This is a genomic window from Paraburkholderia sp. NMBU_R16 (assembly GCF_013282575.1).
Taxonomy (GTDB): domain Bacteria; phylum Pseudomonadota; class Gammaproteobacteria; order Burkholderiales; family Burkholderiaceae; genus Trinickia.
In genome coordinates, this window is the sequence record NZ_JAAAYE010000028.1 from 1 (window position 1) to 25014 (window position 25014).

A 25014-nucleotide genomic window follows, 5' to 3' on the forward strand; every position below is an offset into this window, starting at 1 on the left:
AACGAGCGCGAGCGCGGCGCGGCCCATGCGGGCACGGGCAAGTGAGCATAGTGAGAGACCGACGATGAACGAGCAGCACCTGATCGAGATGGCCAACCGCATCGGCGAGTTCTTCGAATCGATGCCCAATCGCGACGAGGCCCTTGCCGGCATCTCGGAGCACATCCGGCGCTTTTGGGAGCCGCGCATGCGGCGGGCGATTCTGGCGACACTCGACGATGCTCAAGCGAGCGCCGCAATGCTGCCGATCGTCAAAGACGCATTGATCCAGACACGCGAGAAGCTCACGCCAGCCGAAGCTGCATGATCTGAACCCCGGGGAATCGCTCCCCCGGGGGAACAGCAACCGTCAACCGTTTTCGCGCCCCGCCGCGAACCAGGTCTCGCAATGCCTTGCCAGTGCGCTGGCATCGGATGACGGACGGCCACGCGCACAAATGTAGCCATCGGGCCGCAGCAGATAGAACGCCGGGCGAGTCCTTCCGTAAGCCTCCATCAGCGGCGTGCCGCTTCCGCTTTGCGCATCGGTCACACGCCAAATGCGCACATTCCCCGCCAATACACGCTCGACGAGCGAGGCAAGCTTCTCGATGCTCGGATCGGTCGGTGCCGACGTCTCGGCAAGCGCGTCGGAGGCATCGAAACGCCTCGGATCGTCGCCGGGCGCGCCCACCAGTAAAAAGAGCGAAAAGTAGGCTGGGTCGTGCAGATCGAAAATGCAGCCGGTGCCCGGTGCCCGGCCGAGCGGCCCATCGATCACATGCACGAGTGCATCCGGCGCCCGCTCGCCGGCACGTGGGCCTCCATCGAGCACGCGCTCGAGCGTCAGCGCGCTGCGCCGGTACTGAATCGAAAGCTCGCTCACCATCAGGCGCGCCGCATCGCGCAGCGGCCCGAATGCCGCGAGGATCGGCATCGCCCGTTCGCGCAACAGCTTCAGCGGCCCCCGTTCGGCCTCGGCCAACTGGGTAATGAAGTTCGTCTGCCGCAGTACGTCGCGCTCGATGGGGTGACGCTCCGCCTGGTAGGTATCGAGCAGGTGCTCCGACGCGTGTCCTTTGAGCACGCGCGCCACTTTCCAGCCCAGATTGAATGCTTCCTGGATGCCGGTGTTCATGCCCTGTGCGCCAGCCGGACTATGCACATGCGCCGCGTCGCCCGCGAGGAAAGTACGTTGCACGCGCAACCGGTCGACCATCCGGCTGTTCAACCGAAAATACGACGACCATTCAAGCCCCGACAACTCGAGCGGACGATGGATGCGGCGCCCGGCAGTCTCGCGAAAAAGCGCGAGCGGTGGATCGCCGGGCGGATCGTCATCGTCGCGCGAACTTGCATCGGCGTGCGCCTGCGGCTTTGCCTTTGCATCGGCGACCGGCTCCGGGTGATCGGCGATGAACCGGTGACGGCCGCCGCCCATCGGGAACACGGCCGCCAAGCCCTCTCCCGATGCAAATAGATGGAACTCGTCGTCGGGCAAATCCCAATCGGCATGCAGGTCCGCCAACACGAACGTCTGCTCGAATGTCTTACCGGCAAAGCTGAGTCCGAGCAAGCGGCGCACGGTGCTATGAGCGCCGTCGGCCGCGACGATGAATGGGACGTGCACCGTCTCGCGCCGGCCGTCGGCGCCAACGAGTTCCGCCTCGGCGCGCGCGGCCCCCTGCGTCAGGCCGACCAGTTCGGTACCGCGTTCCACTGTCACGCCGAAAGTGGCGAGATGCTCGGTCAGGATACGCTCCGTCACTGTCTGATCGAGACACATCAAGTAGGGATAGCGCGTCTGCAGCGGGTCGAAATCGAGCCGCGCGACCCGATGACCGTTCGAATACAGGTTGGCGGCTCGCAACCGGTGACCGGCCGCGAGAAACGGCTCGACGACGCGATGCTGCTCCAGGAGTTCGAGCGTGCGGGCTTGTATGCCGATCGCACGCGAGTGCGCTGCCGGTTGCGGCGCTCGATCGATGATGCGCACGGCGACCTGCGCACGTGCGAGGCTCATCGCGGCGGCAAGCCCGGTTGGGCCTGCGCCGACGATCAGCACGGGCTGCTCGTTTGCGGCGGCGGCCATGCGTTTTCCTCCGGCGAACCACGACTCGCCTAGTGTACGCTGGCCGCCCGCTGGCCGCCCGCTGGCCGCCGCGGCGAACGCGCTTTTCGCGTGGCGCGGCGAGTGTGGGAAAATGCCGCGTTCACCGCTTTTCCCGCCGTCATGGATTCTCTTTTCGCCCGCGCTTACGCGGCCCATCGTGACGGAAGGCTCGCCGACGCCGAGCGCGATTATCGCGCGGCGCTCGCCGCCGACCCCACGCACGCCGACGCCTTGCATCTGCTCGGCGTACTGCGCCATCAGCAAGGACGACACGCCGAAGCTGCCGATCTCGTCGGCCGCGCGGTACGGCTGCGTCCGGACGACGCCGGCCTGCAGCTCAACCTCGGTAATGCACTGAAGGCGCTCGGCCAACTGGACGGTGCCATCGAGCGGTTTCGCAACGCGCTGTCGCTTGCACCCGAGTTCCCGCTCGCGCATTACAACCTTGGCAACGCCTATGCAGCGGCAGGCCGGCACGCGGACGCCGTCGACGCATTCGAGCGCTCGCTGCTTCTTACGCCCGACGACGCGCCGACCTGGAACAATCTCGGCAACGCGCTGCACGCGGTTGGGCGGCACGACGACGCGATCGAGGCTTTCAGGCAGGCGCTGGCCCTGCGCCCCGACCACGCGGGCGCTCATAACAACCTCGGCATGGCCTATGCGGCACTCGGCCGAGCCGATGACGCCATCGAGCATTTCCGCCGGGCGCTGGCGCTCGAGCCGCGCTTCATCGCCGCACACTTCAATCTGGGTAACACGCTCGACGCGACAGGCCTGCACGAGCAGGCCGTCACGGCATTCGAGGCGGCACTCGCGCTGCACGCGCCGTTTGCACCGGCACTTCTCGGGCTCGGCAATGCGCTCGCCGCGCTGGGCCGTCATGCGCAGGCGATCTCCACACTCGAGCGCGCGGTCGGGCTCGATCCGCGCATGAGCCTCGCCTGGCTCAGTCTCGGCAACGCGCACCATGCGCTTTGCGCGCACGATGCAGCGCTGCGCGCATACGATCAGGCATTGCGGCTGCGTCCGGAACTCGCTTCGGTCCGGCTGAACCGGGCGCTGACGCTGCTTGCACTCGGCGACTTCGCGCGGGGGTTGCCCGAATACGAAGCCCGGCTGGAACTGGCGGCGGCCGCCGACGCCGCATCGGGCCGCGCGGTGCAACGTACCCTGCCCCGCTGGCATGGCGAGCCGATCGAAACGCGGACGCTACTCGTCGAGGCCGAACAGGGCTTCGGCGATACGCTTCAATTCATGCGCTTCGTGCCGCTCGCGCGCGAACGCGCGAGGCGTGTCGTATTTGCCGTGCAGCCCGAGCTGCTGCCGCTCCTCGAGCCGCTCGGCCTGCTTTGGCGGGTCAAGATCGTAGCGCGCGACGAAGCTCAAGTCGAAGCCGATCTGCAGTGCCCGCTACTGAGCCTGCCGCTTGCGCTCGGCACGACGCGCGACACACTGCCCGCCCAACGCCGCTACGTCGAAGTACCCGGGCCTTACCGACGCCGCTGGCGGGGCTCGCTGGGCGGTCACGCGCGTTTCAAGGTGGGAATCGCGTGGGCCGGTCGCATTCAGGCCCACGAGACGCGCACGATGCCGGTCGACGCACTCGCGCCGCTTTTCGCGCTTGCGGGCATCGACTGGATCGTTCTGCAGCCGGCTATCGGCGAACTCGATGCGCAATCGCTGGCCATGCAGGCCAAGCGCGCGTCGATTCATCGTTACGACGGCCGGATTCGCGACTTCGCCGATACCGCCGCCATCGTCGAAAGGCTCGATGCCGTGGTGTCGATCGATACGTCGATTGCCCACCTTGCCGGCGCACTGGGCAAACCGCTTTTGCTGATGCTGCCGTTCGCCGCCGATTGGCGATGGTTCACGCCTGAGCCCGGCACGCCGGCGCAAGCCGACATGGCTGGGGAGCCCACTCCGTGGTATCCGAGCGCACGCCTGATTCGCCAACCGATGCCCGGCGCGTGGCTGGAGGTGACGCAAGCCGCCGCGCGGCTTTTGCGGCGCGAACTGGGTCTTTAACGAGGCTCGATCCGTCAGAAAAACGTTTCGACGAACGCCGAGAGCCTTGCGCCCTACAGAATGCCGCCGCGCTCGCGAATTTGAGGCCAGGCAAGCTTCATGTAATACAGCATCGACCAGATCGTCAGGACGGCAGCGAGATAGATGAGCCAGACGCCCCAAACGTGTGTCGCGATGACCCACCCACCGATGCGCAGCGGCGCCTCGAAGAGCAGCATCGGAATCGCAACCATCTGGCAGGCCGTCTTGAACTTGCCGAGCTGATTGACCGCCACGCTTTTCGATGCTCCGATTTGCGCCATCCATTCGCGCAGGGCTGAGATCGCGATTTCGCGCCCCACGATCACGAGCGCGATCGCCGCTTCGATGCGGCCGAGCTGTACCAGGATCAGGAGCGCGGCCGTCACCATCAGCTTGTCTGCCACGGGATCGAGAAACGCACCGAACGCCGAGGTCTGATTCCATTTGCGGGCGAGATAGCCGTCGAACCAGTCGGTCAGCGCGGCGAGCACGAAGATGACGCAGGCCGCCGCGTTGCGATGCGGCTCGCTCATCCACGCGTCCGGCACATAGAACACGCCAACGACGAGCGGAATCAGCACGATCCGCAGCCACGTCAGGAAAATCGGAAAATTGAACGGCATGAGCGAATGGCCGGCGGCCCCGCGAAGTTAACGGAACAAGGAGACGCCATTGTGCCGTGTCGACGGACCCGCCACAAGCCAAGCCGCAGCGGTGGGCGTCTCAGCCGCCGATGCCCTTCGCGCCCCTTCAGTGCAGTTGCTTGTAGATCTGCTCGGCCAACGCGAGCGAAATACCTTCGACGCTTGCCAGATCCTCGACGCTTGCCGCCACCACGCCGCGCAGCCCGCCAAATCGCGCCAAAAGCCGCTGCCGGCGTTTGGCGCCGATGCCCTCGAGCTCTTCCAACCGCGAGGTCTGGCGCGCCTTGGCACGCTTGGCGCGCATGCCGGTAATCGCAAAGCGATGCGCCTCGTCGCGAATCTGGGCGACCAGCATGAGCGCAGCGCTTTCCTTGCCGAGCTCCAGCGGTGCGCGGCCGTCGGCGAACACGAGGGTTTCGAGTCCCACCTTGCGCCCTTCTCCTTTCGCCACGCCGACGAGAATCGAGCGGTCGATCCCCAGCTCCGCGAAGACCTGGCGCGCGACCTCGACCTGCCCTTTGCCGCCATCGATCAGCACGATATTCGGCAGCGTGCCGCCGGCCGCGGTCGGTTCGGCCGCATCGGCGGCGAGCCCCGGATCGGCTGCCGCCTCGGGCTGCAGCTCGGCAGCGCGATCGTCCGCGTTGCCCGCGGCCGACTCGACCATCTTCTCGTACCGGCGCGTCAACACTTGGCGCATGGCCGCGTAATCGTCCCCGGGCGTGATTCCGGTGATGTTGTAGCGCCGGTACTCGCTCGACTGCATCTTGTGATCGCGGTACACGACGCACGAAGCCTGTGTGGCCTCGCCCATCGTATGGCTGATGTCGAAGCATTCGACACGCAGATGCGCGAGATCGTCGCATTCGAGACCGAGCGTTTCGGCGAGTGCGCGTGTGCGCGCTTGCTGCGAGCCCTGCTCCGACAGCAGTCGCGTCAGCGCAAGACGGGCATTGTTTTCGGCCATGCCGAGCCAGACGCGTTTTTGGCCTTGAGGTTGACGCACGAGCGTGACCTTGTGGCCCGCCTGCTCGCTCAGGAGATCGACGAGTTCGCGGCTCGCCGGAGCGTGGCTGACGACGAGCACCGGCGGTACCCGATTGCCGAGGTAGTGCTGCGCGATAAACGCTTCGAGGACCTCGGCTTCGATGCCTCCCACGATGCCGGATTCCGGCATGTCGTCGGCGTCGAGCGGCCCGGGCGCATCCAGCGCAGCCTCCAACGCCGGCTCCTCGACGCCGGGCGGGGTGTCGACATGCGCCGGGAAATAGGCCTTGTCGCCGAGGTGCCGCCCGCCGCGGACCATTGCCAGATTGACGCAGACGCGTCCTCCTTGCGCGACGACGGCGAGGATGTCCACATCGCTGTCGCTGCCGACTTCGATCGCCTGCTGATGAAGGACCGTCGACAGCGAACTCATCTGGTTGCGCACGGCCGCCGCCTGCTCGAACTTGAGCTCCGCCGCGAAGGCATGCATCTTCGTCTCGAGCTCTTTCATCACCTCGCTTTGGCGGCCGAGCAAAAAGCGCGATGCGTTTTCGACGTCGCGCGCATAGTCCTCCTCGCTGATCGCACCGACGCACGGCGCTGTGCAGCGCGCGATCTGATGCAGCAGGCAAGGCCGCGTGCGGTTGTTGAACACCGAGTCCTCGCAGGTCCGCAATTGAAACACGCGCTGCAGGATCTGGATGCTTTCGCGCACCGCCCACGCGCTCGGAAACGGCCCGAAATACTGATTCTTCTTGTCGACGGCTCCGCGGTAATACGCCATGCGGGGGAACTTGTGCCCCGTCAGCTTGAGATAGGGGTAGGACTTGTCGTCGCGAAACAGGATGTTGTAACGCGGCGCCAGCGCCTTGATCAAATTGTTCTCGAGCAGCAGCGCTTCGGCTTCGGAGCGCGTCACCGTCGTTTCGATGCGTGCGATGCGCGTGACCATCATCGCGATGCGCGGCGAGAGCTGGGTCTTCGTGAAATAGCTCGAGACGCGCTTTTTGAGGTCGCGCGCCTTGCCCACGTAAAGCACTGCACCGAGCTTGTCGTAGTACCGGTAGACACCGGGCATATGCGGCAATTGAGCCAGAATGCGCTTCGGCTCTAAGACGGTTTCGGGGGCGTGCGGTTCGGTCATGCGGATGTCGGACGGAAAGCGCCGCGCCTGGCAGCGAGGCGGCACGGCGTGCTTTAGAATCGCCAGTTTAGAACATTTGCACCGGCTCCCGCGCCCGCGCGGCGCGCTGCATCATGTCCGATCCGTACCATCCGAGCGCCTCGGCGCCAGCGAGTGCAGCGCCGACCGTGCTCGCCTGCGACATCTTTTGTGCCGTCATCGACAACTTCGGCGATGTCGGCGTCTGCTGGCGTCTGGCCCGCCAGCTAGCCGGTGAACATGGCTGGCAGGTGCGCGTGATCGTGGACGATCTTCCTACTTTCGCGCGGCTCGAGCCGGCCGTCGATGTCGCCGCAGCAAGGCAGACAGTGGCCGGCATCGAGATTGAGCAATGGCACGACGTTCATGCCGGCGAAACGTTGCGCGTCGCCGATGTCGTCATCGAGGCGTTCGCCTGCGAATTGCCGGCGCCCTATCTCGCGGCAATGGCGCGGCGAGAACGCGTGCCGGTCTGGCTCAACCTGGAGTATCTGAGCGCCGAGGACTGGGTGGCCGACGTCCACTTGAAACCTTCACCGCATCCACGCCATGCGCTCGTGAAGACATTTTTCTTCCCCGGTCTCGGGCAGGGCACGGGCGGTGTCATCAAGGAGCGCGATCTCGACGCGGCGCGCGAGCGTTTCCTTTCGTCCCTCGAAGCGCGCCAGACGTGGTGGCAGCGCATGACGCTCGGGCCGCCCCCCGGCCCCGAGGCAACGGTCATCTCGCTGTTCGCGTACGAAAATCCCGCCGTGGAAGCACTGCTCGAGCAATGGCGCGACGCGCCGGGCCCGGTGATATTGCTCGTGCCGGAAGGACGCATCTCCGGTGCGGTCGCGCGCTTTTTCGATCTTGCTTCGTTCAAGGCCGCGGCGCTGGCGGAGCGTGGCAACCTGCGCGCGCATGCGCTGCCGTTCGTGCCCCAAGCTGCCTTCGACACCATGCTCTGGGCAAGCGACCTGAATTTCGTGCGCGGAGAAGACTCTTTCGTGCGCGCGCAATGGGCGCGGCGGCCGCTCGTCTGGCACATCTACCCGCAAGCCGACGCCGCCCATCTGCCGAAGCTCGATGCCGCGCTGGCTCACTATGCGGCCCCGCTGCCGGCCCCGGCTCGCGCGGCGATGGATCGCTTCTGGCACGCCTGGAACGGGGCCGGCACGCCCGACTGGGCGGACTTCTGGTCCCACCGGGAAGCCTTTTACGCGCGCGCCGCCAGTTGGGCCGATGAGCTCGCGACGCTCGGCGATCTCGCATCAAACCTAGCGCAGTTTGCAAAAAGCCAGTTAAAATAAGCGGTTATCTCCAACGGCGGTCTGGCGTTTTCAAGCGATCGATGCCGTTGAGCAACAGGAAACCTCATTCGCAAGGACAGTGTTTTTTATGAAGATCGCACAAGAACTCCGCACGGGCAACGTCGTGATGATCGGCAGCGATGCCATGGTCGTCCAGAAAGCCGAATACAACAAATCGGGCCGCAACGCCGCCGTCGTCAAGATGAAGTTCAAGAACCTGCTGACGGGCGCGGGCATGGAAACGGTCTACAAGGCCGACGACAAGTTCGACGTCGTCGTGCTCGACCGCAAGGAAGTGACCTACTCGTACTTTGCCGACCCGATGTACGTGTTCATGGACGCCGACTACAACCAGTACGAAGTCGAAAAAGAGATGATGGGCGATGCGCTCAACTATCTCCAGGAAGGTATGGCCTGCGAAGTAGTGTTCTACAACGAAAAGGCGATCTCCGTCGAACTGCCGACCACGGTCGTGCGCGAGATCACCTACACGGAACCGGCTGTGAAGGGCGATACGTCGTCGGGCAAGGTCCTGAAGACCGCCAAGATCAACACCGGCTTCGAACTGCAAGTCCCGCTCTTTTGCAATATCGGCGACAAGATCGAAATCGACACGCGCACGCACGAATATCGCAGCCGCGCGTAAGCTTCTAGAAAGCAAAAGCAAGCGGCAAGCACCCTGCCGAATCCGGGCGCCCCATCGGGGCGCTTTTTTTTTCGTATGACTGGTGTATGGTTGAGAAAACTTTACCGGTCGTTTTTTCCGTCCCTGGCCCGACAAACCTGCAGCGATGCTTGGCGTTTTTTGCTAGCCCGCTGTTTTAAAACCAAAAATTCTTATGGCGTGAAACCTGCTTGTCGCAACGATTGCCGATTCGGCTCAAAACGTTTTCGCCCGGCGCCGGCCCAGTCCGCCGGGCGAGCCGCTCCCTTGAATTGATTGATTGCCGCCCGCAATGCCACATGCTCTGATTGTCGAAGACGATCCCAACAGCCTGTCCGGCCTGTCCGCGATCGTCGCAGCAGACGGATTTTCCGTCGACACCGCCGTCTCGCTCGCCGAAGCGCGCGCCGCGTTGAGCCGCTTCATCCCCGATGTCGTGCTCATCGATCTGAACCTGCCCGACGGCAGCGGTCTCGATCTGCTTTCGCACCTGCCCGCCCAGCCGGATGGCGTGCTCCCGGTGATCGTCATGACCGGCAATGCGACGGTCGAAAGCGCGATCGAGGGGCTGCGCCACGGCATTTGGGATTACTTGCTCAAGCCCGTCAACATCCCGCGCCTGCGCAGCCTGCTCGCGCGCATTCCGCGGCCCTACGAACTCACCGAGGAAGTCCAGGCATTGCGTGCGAAATTGCGCCGGCTCGGCCGCTTCGGTCCAATGATCGGGCGCAGCAATGCGATTCAGCACGTCTACGATTCGATCGAACGCCTCGCACCCACCGAGAGCGCGGTACTGATTGCCGGCGAAGCCGGAGCCGGAAAAGAAGTCGCCGCCCGCACGCTGCACGAGATGAGCCGGCGCCGCAAGGGACCGTTCGTGGTCTTCGATTGCCGCGGCTTCGCGCGCGACACCGATACCGATCGTCCCCTCGACGGCATTCTGCTCGGCCAGGAGCCCGGTATCGGCGCCGAGCGGCGGGAGCCGGGGCTGTTCGAGCAGGCGGCCGGCGGGACGCTGTTTCTCGACGAGATCGCCGAGCTGCCGCTCGCTCAGCAAGAAACGCTCGTTCGTGCGCTGGATTCGCAGACCTATACCCGTGCCGGCGGCGCGAATCCGATCAGTCTCGATTGCCGCATCGTCGCGACGATGCGCAAACCGCCTCGCGAAGCGGTCAACGCAGGCGTCTTGCGAGAGGATCTTTGGCTGCGGCTCGATGCGGCTTCCGTGGCGCTGCCGCCGTTGCGTGAGCGCGACGACGATGCGGTGCTACTGGCGGAAGCCCTCGTCGACGATCTCAACCGCGAAATCAATGCAAGCGGGCTCGCCACCGTCAACAAACGCATCGGGCCGAACCTCATGCGCGAATGTCTCAGCTACGACTGGCCAGGGAATGTGCGCGAGCTCCACGAGCGTGTGCGGCGCGCCTACAACGTCTCCGACGATATCGTCGATACACTGCGCGCCGACGAGGCCACCACGATCGGCGGCCGGCGTGTGAACGGCGGCAGCGTTCAGGTGACGGTCGGCACACCGCTTTCGGATGTCGAGGATTTGCTGATTCGCGCGACACTCGATGCGGTTGGCGGCACGCGCCACCGCGCGGCGACACTGCTCGGCATCAGCCCCAAGACGCTTTACAACAAGCTGCAGCGCATGAAGATGGCCTGAAGCGGGCATCAGGCCGCGGCCCCCAGGATGTCGCGTCAGCCCAGCGTGCTGCGCAGCAGCCTTTGCGCCGCCTGATAGTCGGCGCGCGCGACGAGCTTGCCCCATCGGGGCGGCTTGCCGCGCCCGCGCAATCGGCCGATCCTGCGCCCCGATTCCTTCGACGGCGCATACCTGAGCTCATCGAGCACCGTCTCGGCCGCTTGAGGCTGGTTGCAGATGAGCACCATGTCGCAGCCCGCTGCGAGCGCCGCCGCAGCCGCTTGCGTCAACGTACCGCCCGCGCGCGCGGCCTCCATCGACAGATCGTCGCTGAAAATGGCACCGGTGAAGCCCAGCTTACCGCGCAAGATTTCCTCGAGCCAGATGCGCGAGAAGCCGGCCGGCTTGTCATCCACCTGGGTATAAATCACGTGTGCCGGGATGACCGAACCGAGGGCAATGTCGAGCCAACCATAGGGCGCCGCGTCGCCACGCAGGATCGTATCGAGCGGACGATCGTCGGTCGGCAACGCCACGTGCGAATCGGCTGTCGCGAAGCCATGCCCTGGGAAGTGCTTGCCGCAGTTGCTCATGCCCGCCAGCGCGAGCCCATGGCTGAGACTCTTGGCGAGCAACGTCACGACGCGCGGATCGCGGTGAAACGCGCGGTCGCCGATCACCTGCGAATGACCGTAGTCGAGATCGAGCACAGGCGTGAAGCTGAGGTCCACGCCGCAAGCGCGTAATTCGGACGCCAGGATATAGCCTGTCGCGGTTGCGACCTTCGTCGCCAGCAGTACGTCCTTGTCCCAGAGTTCGCCCAACCGGCGCATGGGCGGCAGCACCGTAAAGCCATCGGTGCGAAAGCGCTGCACGCGCCCGCCTTCATGATCGACCGCGATGATGAGTTCCTCGCGCACGGCGCGGATGGCGTCGGTCAGCGCCGTCAGTTGCGCGCGGTCCTCGAAGTGGCGGGCAAACAGGATGACGCCACCCGTCATCGGATGCGAGAGACGTCGCACATCGTTTTCGTTGAGTACCGTGCTCTCGACATCGAGCATGACAGGCCCGGGAATCCGCTTCATCGATTGAGATCCGTTGCGAAAAAATAAGGAGATGAAACCGTGCGGTGCGTTCAGTCCGCCGTGCCACCCGTTTCCGCGACGACGAAGGAGACGGCATAGTCACGTTCATCGCTGAGGGTCACGCTCGCGCTGATACCGCGCTCGGCGAGCCACGCGGCAAGCTCTCCCGACGCGACGACGAACGGCTTGCCGCTCGCCTCGTTCAGTGTTTGCAACGCGCGCCAGGTCATCGGCCAGTGCATGCCGAGCCCGATCGCCTTGGAAAAAGCCTCTTTCGCCGAAAAACGCGTCGCCAGATAGGCCAGCCCTCGCGCTTCCGAGCGCGTGCGCCTGGCATGATAGACACGCAATTCGTCCGGGCCCAATACTTTTTCCGCGAAGCGCCCATTCGTGCGCGTCATCACCGCCGCGACGCGGCTTACCTGGATGAGATCCGTGCCGATGCCGTAGATCGCCATGCGTTTTTTGTCCTTGCAGCTTGCCCCGAAGGCCAATCAGTGGGTGGCCGCGAGCCGCGCGGCTACCATGATGGCTTTCATCTCGCGCACAGCGTTTTCCCAGCCCGTGAACACGGCGCGCGCGACAATCGCATGCCCGATGTTGAGCTCGACGATGCCCTCGATTGCCGCGATCTGCTGAACGTTCGTGTAGTGCAGTCCGTGGCCGGCGTTGACCTTCAAACCGAGCGACGCGCCAAGCGCAACGCCGCGCACGATCCGCTCGTATTCCGCGCGTTGCTCGCGCTCGTCATGCGCATCGGCGTAGCGTCCCGTGTGCAGCTCGATGACGGGCGCGCCGGCATCGTGAGCGGCGCGAATCTGCGCTTCCTCGGCGTCGATGAAAAGCGATACGCGCGCACCCGCATCGGCCAGTTGACGGCAGGCCGAACGCACGGCTTGGAGATGGCCGGCCACATCGAGCCCGCCCTCGGTCGTGAGTTCGGCACGCTTTTCCGGCACGAGACAGACATCGTGCGGACGGACGTCGCACGCGATGTCGAGCATCTCTTGTGTCACGGCGCACTCGAGGTTCATCCGCGTAGTGAGCTGCGAACGCAGCGCATGGACATCGGCGTCGCGGATGTGGCGGCGATCCTCGCGCAGATGCAGCGTGATCGCGTCGGCACCGGCATGCTCGGCCAGCAGCGCGGCCTCGATCGGATCGGGATAGGACGTGCCGCGCACGTTGCGCAGCGTGGCAACGTGATCGATGTTGACACCGAGATCGATCACGTGGGGCGACGTAAGAAAAAAGCTCATAGATTCTGGAGGTCGATCAGGATCTGGCGCGTCGCAAGCGGTGCGCCGCCAAGATAGGTGTTGAGCAAAAAGCGCATGAGCGTCTTGCTTTGCGCGACAGTCTGCACGCGATGGTAATCGTCGTTCTCCATATCGAGCAACGTCTGTCCGGCGACGACGGGCCAATGGGCGGGCATATCGGGGGACGCTTCGCACACGCCGCGTTCGGGATCGAAGACATAGCGGCCCCCGGCGTCGACCGCACGGCGCGCGGCCGTGCGATCGAGGGCCATCGCATAGCCGGTTTCGCGCAGCAGGACCCGCTCGAACGAACGGAGCACCTGCACCGCCGGCTCATCGTGCGCAAGCCGGGTGAGCGTGACCACGTAGTGATGGAAAAGCTGTGGATGCGGGTCTTCGCGCGCGCAGAACTTGACGAGCAATTCGTTGACGTAAAAGCCGCACAACAGTGCGTCGCCGGAAAGCGGCAGCATGCCGCCCACCCATTCGGCGCCCGTCAGCGTGCGCATTTCCGATTTGCCCGACCACGACATGGAAAGCGGCTGGAACGTCTGAAGCACGCCGCGCAATGCCGAATGCGGACGCTTCGCGCCCTTTGCGACGAGCGCGAGCCGACCGTGATCACGCGAAAACACATCGATGACGAGACTCGTTTCGCGATAGGGATAGCTGTGCAGGACGAAAGCCGGCTGCTCCGCGATGCGGTATTCAGACGCACGCGCCGATGTACGGGTGTTGGCGCGGGCCTCCCCATGCGCCTGGCTACCCTGGCGCCGGGCGCGCCGGCGCGGCGGGGCGTTGGTCGATGCGCTGCCGCCCTCGGGTTCACCGTGGCCAGACTGTCCGTCCGCGTCACCCGGCCCGGGGGCCGATTCGCTCACGCACGTGTCATTCGTACCCATAGGCACGCAGCCCGGCTTCGTTATCGGCCCAGCCGCTCTTCACCTTGATGAAAGTCTCGAGGTAGACGGGCCCGTCGAACAGTTTTTCCATGTCCAGGCGCGCTTCGGTGCTGATCTGCTTGAGCTTCGCGCCCTTCTGACCGATGATCATCGCCTTGTGCGAATCGCGGTCGACGAGAATCGTCGCGAACACGCGACGCAGACGGCCCTCGGTCTCGAATTTGTCGATGAGCACCGTGCTCGTATAAGGCAGTTCGTCCCCTGTCCAGCGAAACACCTTTTCGCGCAAAATCTCCGCGGCCAGGAAGCGCTCGCTGCGATCGGTCAGATCGTCCTCGCCATAGATCGGCTCGCCTTCGGGCAGATACGGCTTGATCGTCGCGAGCAACCGTGTGATGTCGTCAGGGTGCTTGGCCGAGAGCGGAACAATCTCCTTGAAATCGCGCAATGCGCCCATTTTCTGCAAAAACGGGAACAGCGTTTTCTTGTCGCTCACACGGTCCAGCTTGTTGGCGATCAGCAGCGTCGGGACCGACGGCGGAATCAAATCGAGTACCCGCTGGTCGTCGGGACCGAAGCGCCCGGCCTCGATGACGAAGAGGATCGCATCGACCGAGGTGAGCGTCGATGTCACGGCACGGTTCAGCGAACGGTTCAGCGCACCGCTGTGCTGCGTCTGGAACCCCGGCGTATCGACGAAGACGTACTGCGCATCGTCGAACGTATGGATACCCGTGATGCGATGGCGCGTCGTTTGCGCCTTGCGCGACGTGATACTGATCTTCTGACCGACGAGTGCATTCATCAGCGTCGACTTGCCGACGTTCGGACGGCCGACGATCGCGATCATGCCGCAGCGAAAACCGGTGGAGAGGGGGTCGTTCATGTGGCTGGCTGCCGGTTCGGATAGGGGCGCGTCGTTCGCTCAGGCGACGAACGCACGCTTTCACTCATGGATGATCGGGTTCGGCCGCGTGCGGGCGGGCGCCGCCGGCGATGTCGGAGACGAGCTCCGTATCGCCACCGGCAGCCGCATCCGACGGGACGTTCGGCGCGTCTGCCTTGGCCGCCGTCTCCGTCGCTTTGACCGGGGCTTCGCCTTGCCCGCGCGAAGCGGGCTTGTGCTCGACGTGGGCCGCGCGAATCATCGCCGGCGGCACGGCTGGCGCACGCTCGGCCGATTCGGCATCCGCCGTAGCCGCCTTGGCTTCGCCGCGCGCCGCTTTCTCCTTTCGTTCGGGCGCTCGCAGATCGAGCGCGGCCTGCACGCCCTTCACGCCCGGCACCACCTCGGGCTCACCCTGCTTGGCCGTACGCGCGCCGCGCGAGCGCTTCGTCTTGACGCCCATGGCCGGCATCAGAGCCAGCACTTCGTCGAGCGCCTTTTTTGCCGCTGCCTGCTCGGCCGCACGCCGGCTCGCACCGGACCCTGAAACCTTCACCTCGAGCTTCGGCACCGTGCATTCGACTTCGAACTGCTGATTGTGGGCGGCACCGTGGGTAGCCACGACGGTGTAGGTGGGCAGCGCAATCTTGTGGCCTTGCAGGTACTCCTGCAGCAGCGTCTTCGAATCCTTGCCGAGCGTGCGCGGGTCGATGTGGTCGAGAATCGGCACGTACAGACGCTTGATGACCGTCTGGGCAGCCTCGAACCCGCCGTCCAGGAAGATGGCACCGAGAATTGCCTCGAACGCGTCCGCAAGGATGGAAGGCCGCCTGAAACCGCCGCTTCTCAGTTCCCCTTCGCCGAGCCGGAGGCTGTCCGCGATATTCAGGGCCTGAGCAATCTCGTACAGCGACTGCTGTTTGACGAGGTTGGCACGCACGCGGGAAAGATCGCCTTCGTCCAATTTGCCGAATCGCTGAAACAATAGTGCGGCTACCGCGCAATTTAGAACGGAATCGCCCAAAAATTCGAGCCGTTCGTTGTGCGAGGCACTGTGACTGCGATGAGTTAACGCCTGGCGCAATAATTCCGCATTGCGAAATTCGTAGCGCAACCGGCTTTCCAGCGGAGATAGCGGCATGTGCAGAGTATAACGCGCACGTCAGCCCGGTCGATTGGGCGTGGCCGGTGCGCGAAAAGCGTAACGCGAGTGGCGTCGAAAACGGTCCGACGCCACGATTCAATACGAAGCGCGACTTCGAGCGAGAGTGAGAGCGAAACGGCGAGGCCGGCGATGACCGGCCTCGTATCATTCGAACGAGCCGATGCGTTTCAGATTGCCGAAGTTCATCCAGATGAAGAACGCACGGCCCACGATGTTGGCATCGGGCACGAAACCCCAATAGCGGCTGTCGGCGCTGTTATCGCGGTTGTCGCCCATCATGAAGTAATGTCCGGGCGGCACCTTGCAGATGACGCCGCGGCTGTTGTAGGTGCAGTTGTCGCGATACGGGAAGTCCTCGGCGCCGATGACGAAAGGCGGCACCGCCGGATTGTTCAGAATCGCGTTCTTGCGCGAGCCGAACGACTCTTCGAACTGCTTGGCGTAACCGATGCGCTCTTCATCGAAGAAATCGGGCAGCGGGGTCTCGGACACCGGCCGGCCGTTGATCGTGAGTTTCTTGTCCTCGTAGGCGACGACGTCGCCGGGCAGACCGATCACGCGCTTGATGTAGTCGACCGACTCATCCTTCGGATAGCGGAACACGACGACATCGCCGCGTGCGAGCGGCCGCCCCGCAGTGATCTTCGTATTGACGATCGGAAGCCGCAGACCGTAATCGTATTTGTTGACGAGGATGAAATCGCCGACGAGCAGCGTCGGCACCATCGAACCCGATGGAATCTTGAACGGCTCGACGACGAACGAGCGCACGAGGAACACGACGAGAATCACCGGGAAAAAGCTTGCCGTGTATTCGAGCCACCAGGGCTGCCGCAGTTTTTCCTCGCGCAGCCGCGCACGGGTTTGCGGAGCGTTTTCATCGGCGAAGCGCTCGCCGACGCGGGCTTGCTGGCGATCGAACTCGGCTACCGCGGCATCGGCCGCGCGCCGCCGCTGCGGCAGAAAGATCAGTTTGTCGGCAACCCAGGCCACGCCAGTCAAAATGACCAGCACAAAAAGAATCAGTGCAAAATTCATGAAAGTCGGGATCCTTTGTTATTTGTCTTCCACGCGCAAGATTGCGAGAAAAGCCTCCTGCGGGATCTCGACCGACCCGACCTGCTTCATTCGCTTCTTGCCTTCTTTTTGCTTTTCGAGGAGCTTCTTTTTGCGCGTGATGTCGCCGCCGTAACACTTTGCGAGCACGTTCTTGCGCAATGCCTTGATATTTTCGCGCGCAACGATATGCGCACCGATGGCCGCTTGAATGGCCACATCGTACATTTGACGCGGAATGATCTCGCGCATCTTGGCCGCCACTTCGCGGCCGCGGTACTGCGACTGCGAGCGGTGCACGATCACCGAAAGCGCATCGACCTTGTCGCCGTTGATCAGCATGTCGACCTTGACGACATCGGACGCGCGATACTCCTTGAACTCGTAATCCATCGACGCGTAGCCGCGCGAAACCGATTTCAGGCGATCGAAGAAGTCGAGCACGATCTCGGCCATCGGAATTTCGTAGGTGAGCTGCACCTGCCGGCCGTGATACTGCATGTTGATCTGCGAGCCGCGCTTTTGCGTGCACAACGTGATGACCGAGCCGACATAGTCCTGCGGCATATAGAGGTTCACCGTGACGATGGGCTCGCGAATCTCTTCGACTTTCGACGGGTCGGGCATCTTCGCGGGATTTTCGACCATGATCGTCGTGCCGTCGCGCTGCACGACTTCATAGACGACCGTCGGGGCGGTCGTGATGAGATCCATGTCGAACTCGCGCTCGAGCCGCTCCTGCACGATCTCCATATGCAGCAGGCCGAGAAAGCCGCAGCGAAAACCGAATCCGAGCGCTTGCGAAACCTCGGGCTCGTATTGCAACGAGGCGTCGTTGAGCTTGAGCTTTTCGAGCGATTCGCGCAGCGCGTCGTACTGGTTCGCTTCGACGGGGTAAAGCCCGGCGAAGACCTGTGGCTTCACTTCCTTGAACCCAGGCAGCGGCGCAGCTGCCGGCTTCGCCGCGAGCGTGACCGTATCGCCGACCTTCGCGGCCGTCAGCTCCTTGATCCCCGCGATGATGAAACCGACCTGCCCGGCCGAAAGCGATTCGAGGTTCTTCGACTTGGGCGTGAACACACCGATGTGTTCAACCGGAAATTGCGCGTCGGTCGCCATCAGCTTGATCTTGTCCTTCGGGCGCAACGTACCGTTGACGATACGCACGAGCATGACTACGCCGACATAGTTGTCGAACCATGAATCGATGATGAGGGCTTGCAAAGGCGCGGACGGGTCGCCCTTCGGGGCCGGCACTTTGGCGATGAGGGCCTCGAGCACGTCTTCGACACCGAGCCCCGTCTTGGCACTGCAACGCACCGCATCGGTCGCATCGATGCCGATCACGTCCTCGATTTCGGCAATCGCGTTCTCGGGATTGGCCGCAGGCAAGTCGATCTTGTTGAGCACGGGCACGACTTCGACGCCGAGTTCGATCGCGGTGTAGCAATTCGCGACGGTCTGGGCCTCGACGCCCTGACTTGCGTCGACGACGAGCAGTGCGCCCTCGCAAGCGGAGAGCGAGCGGCTCACCTCGTAGGAAAAGTCGACGTGGCCCGGCGTGTCGATCAGATTCAGGTTATAGACCTTGCCGTCGCGCGCGCGATAGCTGAGCGCCGCGGTCTGAGCCTTGATGGTGATGCCGCGCTCGCGTTCGAGGTCCATCGAATCGAGCACCTGCGATTCCATTTCACGGTCGGACAGGCCGCCGCAGATTTGGATGATGCGATCGGCGAGCGTCGACTTGCCATGGTCGATGTGCGCAATGATCGAGAAATTACGAATATGATCCATTCAGTGCCGATCAAGCAAAAAAGGCGCGCTCGGACAACCGCGGAGCACGCCTCGTAAGTACGTGAAAAACCGGGCTATTTTAGCTGAAATGGCCGTCCGACGGGGGATTTCGGCGACGAGCATGGCACAAACACTGCTGGGCGCGCGTGCCGTGCCCGCGCCGATGCTCATTGTGGAGTACGCGTTGCGGCGAGCGCCGTGCGCACGCGTGCCGCATCGAGCCGGTGATGGCAAAGCTCGACACCCTCATGCACGAGCACCGGTACCAGTACGTCATAGCGCGCTTCGAGTTCGGGATCGCAGTCGACATCGATCACGTCGACCTGCGCGCCGAACTCGGCAGCAAGCGGTGCAAGGGCGGCGAGCATGTCATCGCAGAGATGACACCAGGCCCGTCCGTACAGCGTCAGCCGCACGCCGCCCGGGCCGCCCGTCACTTCTGAGCCGGCGCCGCGCGAGGGCGCATCGGCACGAACTGTGTATTGTCCCCGCGCCGCACGAGCACGGCTACCGTCTTTTGCGGATCGAGATGCGCCACGGCCTGATCGAAATCTTTCGCCGTCGCGATGTCCGTATCGCCGATGCGCAAGATGATGTCGCCTTTTTGCAGTCCGACGCGCGCGGCCGGGCCTTCTACGCTCTGCACTTCCACGCCGCCGTTACGCAGCTTGAGCGCCTTTTGCTGATCGGCCGGCAGGTCCGCCACCGTGACGCCAAGCAGGTTGCGCGGCCGCGCTTTCGGCGGCGGCGTGCGACGCTCCGTGGTTTTGACCGTTTTATCGGTGGGCGTCTCGGCGACCACGATGGGCAGCTCGGTCGTGTGACCCTTGCGCCAGATCGTGACCGTCGATTTGGTGCCGGGCTTGGTATCGCCGACCATGCGCGGCAGGTCGGTTTCCGCCTCGACGGGTACGCCGTTGAACTTGAGGATGATGTCGCCGGGCTGGATGCCCGCCTTGTCCGCCGGCCCGCCCGGCTCGACGCTGCTCACCAGCGCGCCGCCCGCCTTCGGCAGCCCGAGCGAATCGGCGACATCCTTCGTGACCTGGCCGATGGCCACGGCGATACGTCCGCGCACCACTTTGCCTGTCGTCTTGAGCTGTTCCGCCACTCGCATCGCTTCGTCGATCGGAATCGCGAACGAGATGCCCATGAAGCCGCCGGTTCGGCTATAGATCTGCGAATTGATACCGATCACCTGGCCCTGCATGTCGATGAGCGGGCCTCCCGAGTTGCCGGGATTGACCGCAACGTCGGTCTGGATGAACGGCAGGTAGTCGCCCGTGTCGCGTCCCTTCGCGCTGACGATGCCGGCCGTCACCGTATTGTCGAGGCCGAACGGCGAGCCGATCGCGACGACCCACTCTCCGACGCGGACCTTGTTCGAATCGCCGATCGTCACCGTCGGCAGATTCGCGGCGCTGATCTTCACGACGGCCACGTCCGTCCGATCGTCGGCGCCGATCAGCTTGGCCTTGAACTCGCGCTTGTCCGTCAGCGTGACGTAGATGGTGTCCGCATCGTCCACGACGTGCGCGTTCGTCATCACGTAGCCGTCGGCCGATAGAATGAAGCCCGAACCCACGCCCGCGCTTTGTTCCGAATCGCCGTTGTCCGAGCCGTCCTGGCCACCGCCGTTGTCGCCCCGGTCGCCCCGGTCGCGCGGTGCGTTGGGCGTGTTCGGCGTATTGGGCGTATTGGGCAACGGAATGCCGAAGAAGCGCCGGAAGAACTCGGACATGTCGCCTTCGTCAGCGCCGGGGGGCAGCGCCCGCTGTGTCGGCGAACTCGACACGCGCGCCGTCGTCCGGATATTGACGACGGCCGGTCCGACCTTGTCGACGAGATCCGTGAAATCGGGCAGGTTGGCCGCCGGCGAGGCCGCTGCCGCAGGCGAGATGAGCGGCAGGCACGCGAGCATAGCCGCGGCCGCGAGAAAGTTGCGCACCGAATGAATCGTCATAAAGGGATCGACCGAAGTGTTACTTGCCCGGGTATTTTATGGCAGAGGCAAAGAGCTGCAGTGTGCCTTGCGGAACCTCGCCGAGCAAGGTGATCCAGTAATCCCCGTGCCGCGTGACGAGCACATGCGTCGCGCCGCTCGCGCCGGCTCCCTCCTTGCGCGAGCTTTTCTCGACCGGTTCGACGAAAACGGACACCGTCGCGAGGCCATCCGAAAACACCGCCTGATCGACCGGAATCGGCGGCGCGCCGGCTTCGCGGGCCGCCATCGGCCGCCGCAACTCGCGGATCTTGCGAAAACCCGGTACCTCGGGACCGAACCGCCAGCCTTGTGCCTCCATGTCGACGGGCTGCAACGGGGGGCGAACGAGCGTCCAGCCCGCCGTATTACGGATGCCCGCTGCAATCGGCGCCTTGTTGACCGGTACGCCGATGCGCAACTGCGTGAACGAGATCTGCTCGAGGACCTGCGCGCTCGCGTCGAGCGTCTGGGCCCGCAGCAAAAGCCCAGTCTTCGCATCGGTCCAGAACTTGTAGGTAAAGCGATAGGCGTCTTTGGGGTCGAGCTCGATCACCTGCGCGTCGATGCCGGCCACTCGATCGGGGCCCAGCAGCTTCGGCTCGTAAGTCGCCAACACTTGCTGCCCGCTTTCGCTCAGCAAAGCCGGGAACGAATCCTTGTTCTGGCGCTGTTCGACGATGCACAGATGGCGTTCCGGTACGAACGTGTAGAGGCTGTCGTCGTGGCGCAGAAGTTTGCGCGGTTTGCCGTCGAGGCTTTCGAGCGACTCGAACTCGCCGTCGCCACGCGTCGCATAGTGCGCGATGCGCGAAGACTGGACGAACGTGCCGCGCTGATACACGAACACGCCTTCGTAATTTTCCTGCTGCGCCGCGCGCGGAATCCTGTCGAGCCAGGCCGCGGCGCGCTCATGAATGGCGGCCGCGGTGGCGGGGTCGGAGGCTGGGGCCGCCGCAGCCTGCGCGAATGCCCCTTGCGCCAGCGGCAACAACACAGCCACGGAAAACAACGCGACGCGCCGCCGCGCCGAGGCGGCGAGACGCCCTGCTCGCGAGGTCGGCATCAGCTTATTGACCTTGCGTCGTCATTGCGGCGGCGCGAATGAACGGAGCCGAACCCGGCACCATCGGCTGCTGCGCGAACTGCTGGTGCGCCTCGAGGTATTGGTCGAGCCCTGCATCGCGAATGATGTTGCCGTCGGAGCCGGCCGGGCCGCCCACAGCGGCCACTTGAAGCGCGGCATCGTGGCGGGAAGGCTGGGCGGCCATTTGCACCGCGGCGTGCGGTGCATCCGCGCGCTGCAGCTGAGGCAGCACGATCCAGCTCAGCGTCGCCGCAGCGGCGGCCACAGCGAGCCCCGGAATCACGCGGCGCTTCACTGCCCGCAGCGCCGACGCACGCGCCCGCGAGCCAGCCGCGGCCGGTGCCAGCACATGCGGTTCGGCTTCGAGCCGGGCCGCGAATCCCCGCAGAAAGTTGCTGCTCGCGACCGGATGCACAGCCAGATCGTCCGAGCGCAACGCATCGCCGATGAGGTGGTACTCGGACCATGCGGCGCGGTCGGCGCCGCTCAGCTGCGCAAGAAATTCGCCGATATGCCCGGGCTCACCGGCCCATTCACCATCCACAACGGCGGATAGATGCTCGCTGCGCGAGCCCACTTGCGATTGCATCGAGACCGACCCCATGACGCTCCCCATCTCACGAACACCCCGTAATCTACCTACCCATGTCCGCCGCCACGCCGGTACCTCAGGCGCCGCCGGTTCTACCAGCGCCTTCCTTCCGGCGTATCCAGCAACGGACGCAATTTTGCCGCAATCGCCTCGCGTGCGCGAAAAATACGCGAACGCACGGTGCCGATCGGGCACCCCATCATTTCGGCGATTTCCTCGTAACTCAAGCCTTCGATCTCGCGCAGTGTAATCGCCACGCGCAATTCCTCCGGCAGCAGCGCCATCGCGGCATTGACCGTCTGGGCTATCTGCTTGCTCATCAACATCGACTCGGGCGTGTTGATATCCCTTAGTTGATCGGCGTCCGAGAAAGTTTCAGCCTCTTCCGCGTCAGCTTCGGTCGAAGTGGGGGCGCGCCGGCTTTGCGTCGCCAGATAGTTCTTGGCCGTATTCACCGCGATGCGGTATAGCCAGGTATAGAAGGCCGACTCGCCGCGGAATTGCGGCAAGGCGCGATAGGCCTTGATGAACGCGTCCTGAGCGACATCCTCGACCTCGGCGGGATCGCGCACGAGGCGCGAGATCAGCCGAATGATCTTGCGATGGTATTTGGCGACCAGGAGTTCGAACGCGGCTTTATCGCCCTTTTGCACGCGCTCGACCAGCACCTGGTCAATTTCTTTTTCGCTCACTGAATGGGTCCGTTTGCCTGGAAAGATGCGCTTCGCGGGAGCGCTATTGTAGCGTCCCCATCAAGGCGGCATGCCGCATCTGTAACGACCGTTACTGTCTTTACAGATGGTGATGCGCGGCGTTCCGCGCCCGCACGGCCAGCGAGCGGAACGTCTCGGCATCGAGCGAATCCGCTGCGACGACGAGCGATGCCACCCGGGTTCGCCCCTCCGGCCGGATGGCGACGACGAGGAGGCGGTTCGCCCACTGAGTACAGCCTAGAATGGGGCCACGCACAAGAATGCGCCCCTGGCGATCGTAGGCGGCGATCGAGTCGGATTCGATACCCAGCGCGACGACCCGCCCCCAGAGCTGCGCACGCGCTACGAGCATCAGCGCGGCGTAGCCCGCCAGGGACAGGACGAGCCCGGCCGCGGCGCCCGCGAGCGATGCCAGCATCGCATAAAGGCCGAACGCGGCGACCGAGGCGAACGCAAGCGTTGCCGCGACGAGTGCAGACGAACGCCGCAGCGCAACGACCGCTGACGGCGAATACGCCGCCAGCGTAGCGCGACTATCGGCCAATGGCGCGCCGATCGCTCACACCCGCTTGAACACGAGCGTACCGTTGGTGCCGCCGAACCCGAACGAGTTCTTCAGCGCCACGTCGATCTTCGCATCGCGCGCCGTATTGGCGCAGTAATCGAGATCGCACTCGGGGTCCTGGTTGAATAGATTGATCGTCGGCGGCGATACCTGATGATGCACGGCGAGCACCGTGAAGACCGACTCGAGACCGCCCGAGCCGCCGAGCAGGTGGCCCGTCATCGACTTCGTCGAGTTGACGATCAGGCGCTTGGCCTGCTCGCCGAGCGCCCGCTTGATACCGGTCGTTTCGGCGATATCGCCAAGCGGCGTGGACGTACCGTGCGCATTGACGTAGTTCACCTCGTCGGCATTGACGCCGGCATTGCGCAGCGCGGCCTGCATGCAGCGGCGCGCGCCGTCGCCGTCTTCGAGCGGCGCCGTCATGTGATAAGCGTCCGCGCTCATCCCATAGCCGGCGACTTCCGCGTAGATTTTCGCCCCGCGCGCCTTCGCGTGCTCGTACTCCTCGAGCACCATGACACCGGCGCCTTCACCGAGCACGAAGCCGTCGCGATCCTTGTCCCACGGACGGCTCGCCGTAGCGGGATCGTCGTTGCGCTGCGAGAGCGCACGCGCGGCGGCAAAGCCGCCGATGCCGAGCGGAGAGACCGTCGCTTCCGCGCCGCCCGCCAGCATGATGTCGGCATCGCCGTACTCGATGAGGCGCGAAGCCTCGCCGATGCAGTGCAGGCCGGTCGTGCAGGCGGTGACGAGCGCGAGGTTCGGGCCCTTCAGACCGAACCTCATCGACAGATGCCCAGAGATCATATTGATGATCGAAGCCGGCACGAAGAACGGCGAGATCCGCCGCGGACCGCGATTGAGCAGCTCCGTCTGCGTGATTTCGATCAACGGCAACCCGCCGATGCCCGAACCGACGACGACGCCGAAACGCTCGGCGTTCGCCTCCGTCACCTCGAGGCCGCTGTCTTGCATCGCCTGAATCCCGGCCGCCATGCCGTAATGGATGAACGTATCCATATGGCGAGCCTCTTTGGCCGGCATGTAGTCTTCGACGTTGAAACCCTTCACTTCGCCGGCGAAGCGGGTCGAGAAGTTCGCAGCGTCGAACTTCGTGATGGTGGCGATGCCGGACTTGCCGGCCACCAGATTGGCCCACCCGTCGGCGACATCATTGCCGACAGGCGACACCAGCCCCAGGCCAGTAACGACAACACGACGGCGGCTCACGATAACCCCTTTTTCATAAATGACAAAAGCAAAAGCCACAGCGGCCGCAGGGACCTGCCCCTGTGAGCCCTGTGGCTATGAATTCGGCACCCGCTTAGGCATCAGATGCGACTCGCGCGTCGGACGCGGGCAGTGCGGGAAGTATGCGACAGGCC

At 64.3% G+C, this 25014-nt stretch carries 23 protein-coding genes; 5 read left to right on the plus strand and 18 right to left on the minus strand.

Annotated elements, in window-relative coordinates; genetic code table 11:
• The first annotated feature begins 64 nt into the window (after positions 1–64).
• A complete protein-coding gene (locus GWC77_RS15680; protein ID WP_173258326.1) occupies positions 65–307 on the plus strand; it encodes a formate dehydrogenase subunit delta in 243 nt (80 codons plus the stop codon).
• Between the two features lie 42 nt (positions 308–349).
• Here the strand turns inward: GWC77_RS15680 and GWC77_RS15685 are convergent, their stop codons facing one another.
• On the minus strand, positions 350–2071 hold the full coding sequence (locus GWC77_RS15685; protein ID WP_173258328.1) for an FAD-dependent monooxygenase: 1722 nt from the start codon (positions 2069–2071) through the stop codon (positions 350–352).
• 141 nt (positions 2072–2212) lie between these two features.
• On the opposite strand from GWC77_RS15685, the gene GWC77_RS15690 reads away from it, so the two are divergent.
• A complete protein-coding gene (locus tag GWC77_RS15690; RefSeq protein ID WP_254366986.1) occupies positions 2213–4123 on the plus strand; it encodes a tetratricopeptide repeat protein in 1911 nt (636 codons plus the stop codon).
• 53 nt (positions 4124–4176) lie between these two features.
• Here GWC77_RS15690 and pgsA read toward each other — a convergent pair whose 3' ends face one another.
• Both pgsA and uvrC read right to left on the minus strand, forming a co-directional pair.
• Positions 4177–4767, minus strand: a complete 591-nt coding sequence (gene pgsA / locus GWC77_RS15695; RefSeq protein WP_173258332.1) for a CDP-diacylglycerol--glycerol-3-phosphate 3-phosphatidyltransferase — start codon at positions 4765–4767, stop codon at positions 4177–4179.
• 127 nt (positions 4768–4894) lie between these two features.
• Positions 4895–6919 carry an excinuclease ABC subunit UvrC gene (uvrC, locus tag GWC77_RS15700; RefSeq protein WP_173258334.1) on the minus strand — a complete coding sequence of 675 codons (2025 nt, stop codon included), beginning with the start codon at positions 6917–6919 and terminating at the stop codon, positions 4895–4897.
• A 113-nt stretch (positions 6920–7032) separates the two neighbouring features.
• On the opposite strand from uvrC, the gene earP reads away from it, so the two are divergent.
• From earP to GWC77_RS15715, 3 genes are all read left to right on the plus strand, one after another.
• The gene (gene earP / locus GWC77_RS15705; RefSeq protein WP_173258336.1) at positions 7033–8229 is read left to right on the plus strand and encodes an elongation factor P maturation arginine rhamnosyltransferase EarP; all 1197 of its coding nucleotides are present in this window, start codon (positions 7033–7035) and stop codon (positions 8227–8229) included.
• Between the two features lie 88 nt (positions 8230–8317).
• Positions 8318–8875: an elongation factor P gene (gene efp, locus GWC77_RS15710; protein ID WP_173258338.1), complete on the plus strand. Its 558-nt coding sequence runs from the start codon at positions 8318–8320 to the stop codon at positions 8873–8875.
• A 310-nt stretch (positions 8876–9185) separates the two neighbouring features.
• A complete protein-coding gene (locus GWC77_RS15715; protein WP_173258340.1) occupies positions 9186–10562 on the plus strand; it encodes a sigma-54 dependent transcriptional regulator in 1377 nt (458 codons plus the stop codon).
• A 35-nt stretch (positions 10563–10597) separates the two neighbouring features.
• On the opposite strand, the gene nagZ is transcribed toward GWC77_RS15715, so the two are convergent.
• The 15 genes from nagZ to fabF all read right to left on the minus strand — a co-directional run bounded on the left by nagZ (position 10598) and on the right by fabF (position 24859).
• Positions 10598–11626, minus strand: a complete 1029-nt coding sequence (gene nagZ, locus GWC77_RS15720) for a beta-N-acetylhexosaminidase (protein WP_173258342.1) — start codon at positions 11624–11626, stop codon at positions 10598–10600.
• A 50-nt stretch (positions 11627–11676) separates the two neighbouring features.
• On the minus strand, positions 11677–12084 hold the full coding sequence (acpS, locus tag GWC77_RS15725) for a holo-ACP synthase (RefSeq protein ID WP_173258344.1): 408 nt from the start codon (positions 12082–12084) through the stop codon (positions 11677–11679).
• 36 nt (positions 12085–12120) lie between these two features.
• Positions 12121–12885: a pyridoxine 5'-phosphate synthase gene (gene pdxJ / locus GWC77_RS15730; RefSeq protein WP_173258346.1), complete on the minus strand. Its 765-nt coding sequence runs from the start codon at positions 12883–12885 to the stop codon at positions 12121–12123.
• Complete coding sequence (gene recO / locus GWC77_RS15735; protein ID WP_173258348.1) at positions 12882–13787, minus strand: DNA repair protein RecO; 906 nt, start codon at positions 13785–13787, stop codon at positions 12882–12884. Before recO ends, pdxJ begins: the two co-directional genes overlap by 4 nt.
• Positions 13774–14673: a GTPase Era gene (era, locus tag GWC77_RS15740; RefSeq protein WP_173258350.1), complete on the minus strand. Its 900-nt coding sequence runs from the start codon at positions 14671–14673 to the stop codon at positions 13774–13776. Before era ends, recO begins: the two co-directional genes overlap by 14 nt.
• A gap of 64 nt (positions 14674–14737) precedes the next feature.
• Positions 14738–15814, minus strand: coding sequence for a ribonuclease III (gene rnc / locus GWC77_RS15745; RefSeq protein WP_173258351.1), 1077 nt, complete (start codon positions 15812–15814; stop codon positions 14738–14740).
• 168 nt (positions 15815–15982) lie between these two features.
• A complete protein-coding gene (gene lepB, locus GWC77_RS15750) occupies positions 15983–16876 on the minus strand; it encodes a signal peptidase I (RefSeq protein WP_173258353.1) in 894 nt (297 codons plus the stop codon).
• Between the two features lie 18 nt (positions 16877–16894).
• Positions 16895–18688: a translation elongation factor 4 gene (lepA, locus tag GWC77_RS15755; RefSeq protein WP_173258355.1), complete on the minus strand. Its 1794-nt coding sequence runs from the start codon at positions 18686–18688 to the stop codon at positions 16895–16897.
• 167 nt (positions 18689–18855) lie between these two features.
• Entirely contained in the window at positions 18856–19125 is a 270-nt protein-coding gene (locus GWC77_RS15760; RefSeq protein ID WP_367949053.1) for a glutaredoxin family protein, read from the minus strand.
• Positions 19122–20651: a DegQ family serine endoprotease gene (locus tag GWC77_RS15765; RefSeq protein ID WP_173258357.1), complete on the minus strand. Its 1530-nt coding sequence runs from the start codon at positions 20649–20651 to the stop codon at positions 19122–19124. The genes GWC77_RS15760 and GWC77_RS15765 overlap by 4 nt, the downstream gene beginning before the upstream one ends.
• Before the next feature lie 19 nt (positions 20652–20670).
• The gene (locus GWC77_RS15770; RefSeq protein ID WP_173258359.1) at positions 20671–21735 is read right to left on the minus strand and encodes a MucB/RseB C-terminal domain-containing protein; all 1065 of its coding nucleotides are present in this window, start codon (positions 21733–21735) and stop codon (positions 20671–20673) included.
• Between the two features lie 4 nt (positions 21736–21739).
• Complete coding sequence (locus tag GWC77_RS15775; RefSeq protein ID WP_173258362.1) at positions 21740–22360, minus strand: sigma-E factor negative regulatory protein; 621 nt, start codon at positions 22358–22360, stop codon at positions 21740–21742.
• Between the two features lie 80 nt (positions 22361–22440).
• Positions 22441–23040 (minus strand): RNA polymerase sigma factor RpoE, encoded by a 600-nt coding sequence (rpoE, locus tag GWC77_RS15780; RefSeq protein ID WP_173258364.1) that lies wholly within the window; start codon positions 23038–23040, stop codon positions 22441–22443.
• Between the two features lie 100 nt (positions 23041–23140).
• Complete coding sequence (locus GWC77_RS15785; protein ID WP_173258366.1) at positions 23141–23605, minus strand: hypothetical protein; 465 nt, start codon at positions 23603–23605, stop codon at positions 23141–23143.
• 15 nt (positions 23606–23620) lie between these two features.
• Positions 23621–24859, minus strand: a complete 1239-nt coding sequence (gene fabF, locus GWC77_RS15790; protein ID WP_173258368.1) for a beta-ketoacyl-ACP synthase II — start codon at positions 24857–24859, stop codon at positions 23621–23623.
• Between the last annotated feature and the right edge of the window lie 155 nt (positions 24860–25014).

What these genes read in the sequence shown, in the direction of transcription:
- rnc (WP_173258351.1), bottom strand. Translation starts at nt 15,814, where the DNA reads ATGCCGCTATCTCCGCTGGAAAGCCGGTTGCGCTACGAATTTCGCAAT.
- GWC77_RS15765 (WP_173258357.1), bottom strand. Translation starts at nt 20,651, where the DNA reads ATGACGATTCATTCGGTGCGCAACTTTCTCGCGGCCGCGGCTATGCTC.
- pdxJ (WP_173258346.1), bottom strand. Translation starts at nt 12,885, where the DNA reads ATGAGCTTTTTTCTTACGTCGCCCCACGTGATCGATCTCGGTGTCAAC.
- GWC77_RS15715 (WP_173258340.1), top strand. Translation starts at nt 9,186, where the DNA reads ATGCCACATGCTCTGATTGTCGAAGACGATCCCAACAGCCTGTCCGGC.
- efp (WP_173258338.1), top strand. Translation starts at nt 8,318, where the DNA reads ATGAAGATCGCACAAGAACTCCGCACGGGCAACGTCGTGATGATCGGC.
- nagZ (WP_173258342.1), bottom strand. Translation starts at nt 11,626, where the DNA reads ATGAAGCGGATTCCCGGGCCTGTCATGCTCGATGTCGAGAGCACGGTA.
- recO (WP_173258348.1), bottom strand. Translation starts at nt 13,787, where the DNA reads ATGGGTACGAATGACACGTGCGTGAGCGAATCGGCCCCCGGGCCGGGT.
- lepB (WP_173258353.1), bottom strand. Translation starts at nt 16,876, where the DNA reads ATGAATTTTGCACTGATTCTTTTTGTGCTGGTCATTTTGACTGGCGTG.
- lepA (WP_173258355.1), bottom strand. Translation starts at nt 18,688, where the DNA reads ATGGATCATATTCGTAATTTCTCGATCATTGCGCACATCGACCATGGC.
- GWC77_RS15685 (WP_173258328.1), bottom strand. Translation starts at nt 2,071, where the DNA reads ATGGCCGCCGCCGCAAACGAGCAGCCCGTGCTGATCGTCGGCGCAGGC.
- GWC77_RS15775 (WP_173258362.1), bottom strand. Translation starts at nt 22,360, where the DNA reads ATGGGGTCGGTCTCGATGCAATCGCAAGTGGGCTCGCGCAGCGAGCAT.
- era (WP_173258350.1), bottom strand. Translation starts at nt 14,673, where the DNA reads ATGAACGACCCCCTCTCCACCGGTTTTCGCTGCGGCATGATCGCGATC.
- GWC77_RS15690 (WP_254366986.1), top strand. Translation starts at nt 2,213, where the DNA reads ATGGATTCTCTTTTCGCCCGCGCTTACGCGGCCCATCGTGACGGAAGG.
- acpS (WP_173258344.1), bottom strand. Translation starts at nt 12,084, where the DNA reads ATGGCGATCTACGGCATCGGCACGGATCTCATCCAGGTAAGCCGCGTC.
- uvrC (WP_173258334.1), bottom strand. Translation starts at nt 6,919, where the DNA reads ATGACCGAACCGCACGCCCCCGAAACCGTCTTAGAGCCGAAGCGCATT.
- earP (WP_173258336.1), top strand. Translation starts at nt 7,033, where the DNA reads ATGTCCGATCCGTACCATCCGAGCGCCTCGGCGCCAGCGAGTGCAGCG.
- GWC77_RS15770 (WP_173258359.1), bottom strand. Translation starts at nt 21,735, where the DNA reads ATGCCGACCTCGCGAGCAGGGCGTCTCGCCGCCTCGGCGCGGCGGCGC.
- pgsA (WP_173258332.1), bottom strand. Translation starts at nt 4,767, where the DNA reads ATGCCGTTCAATTTTCCGATTTTCCTGACGTGGCTGCGGATCGTGCTG.
- GWC77_RS15680 (WP_173258326.1), top strand. Translation starts at nt 65, where the DNA reads ATGAACGAGCAGCACCTGATCGAGATGGCCAACCGCATCGGCGAGTTC.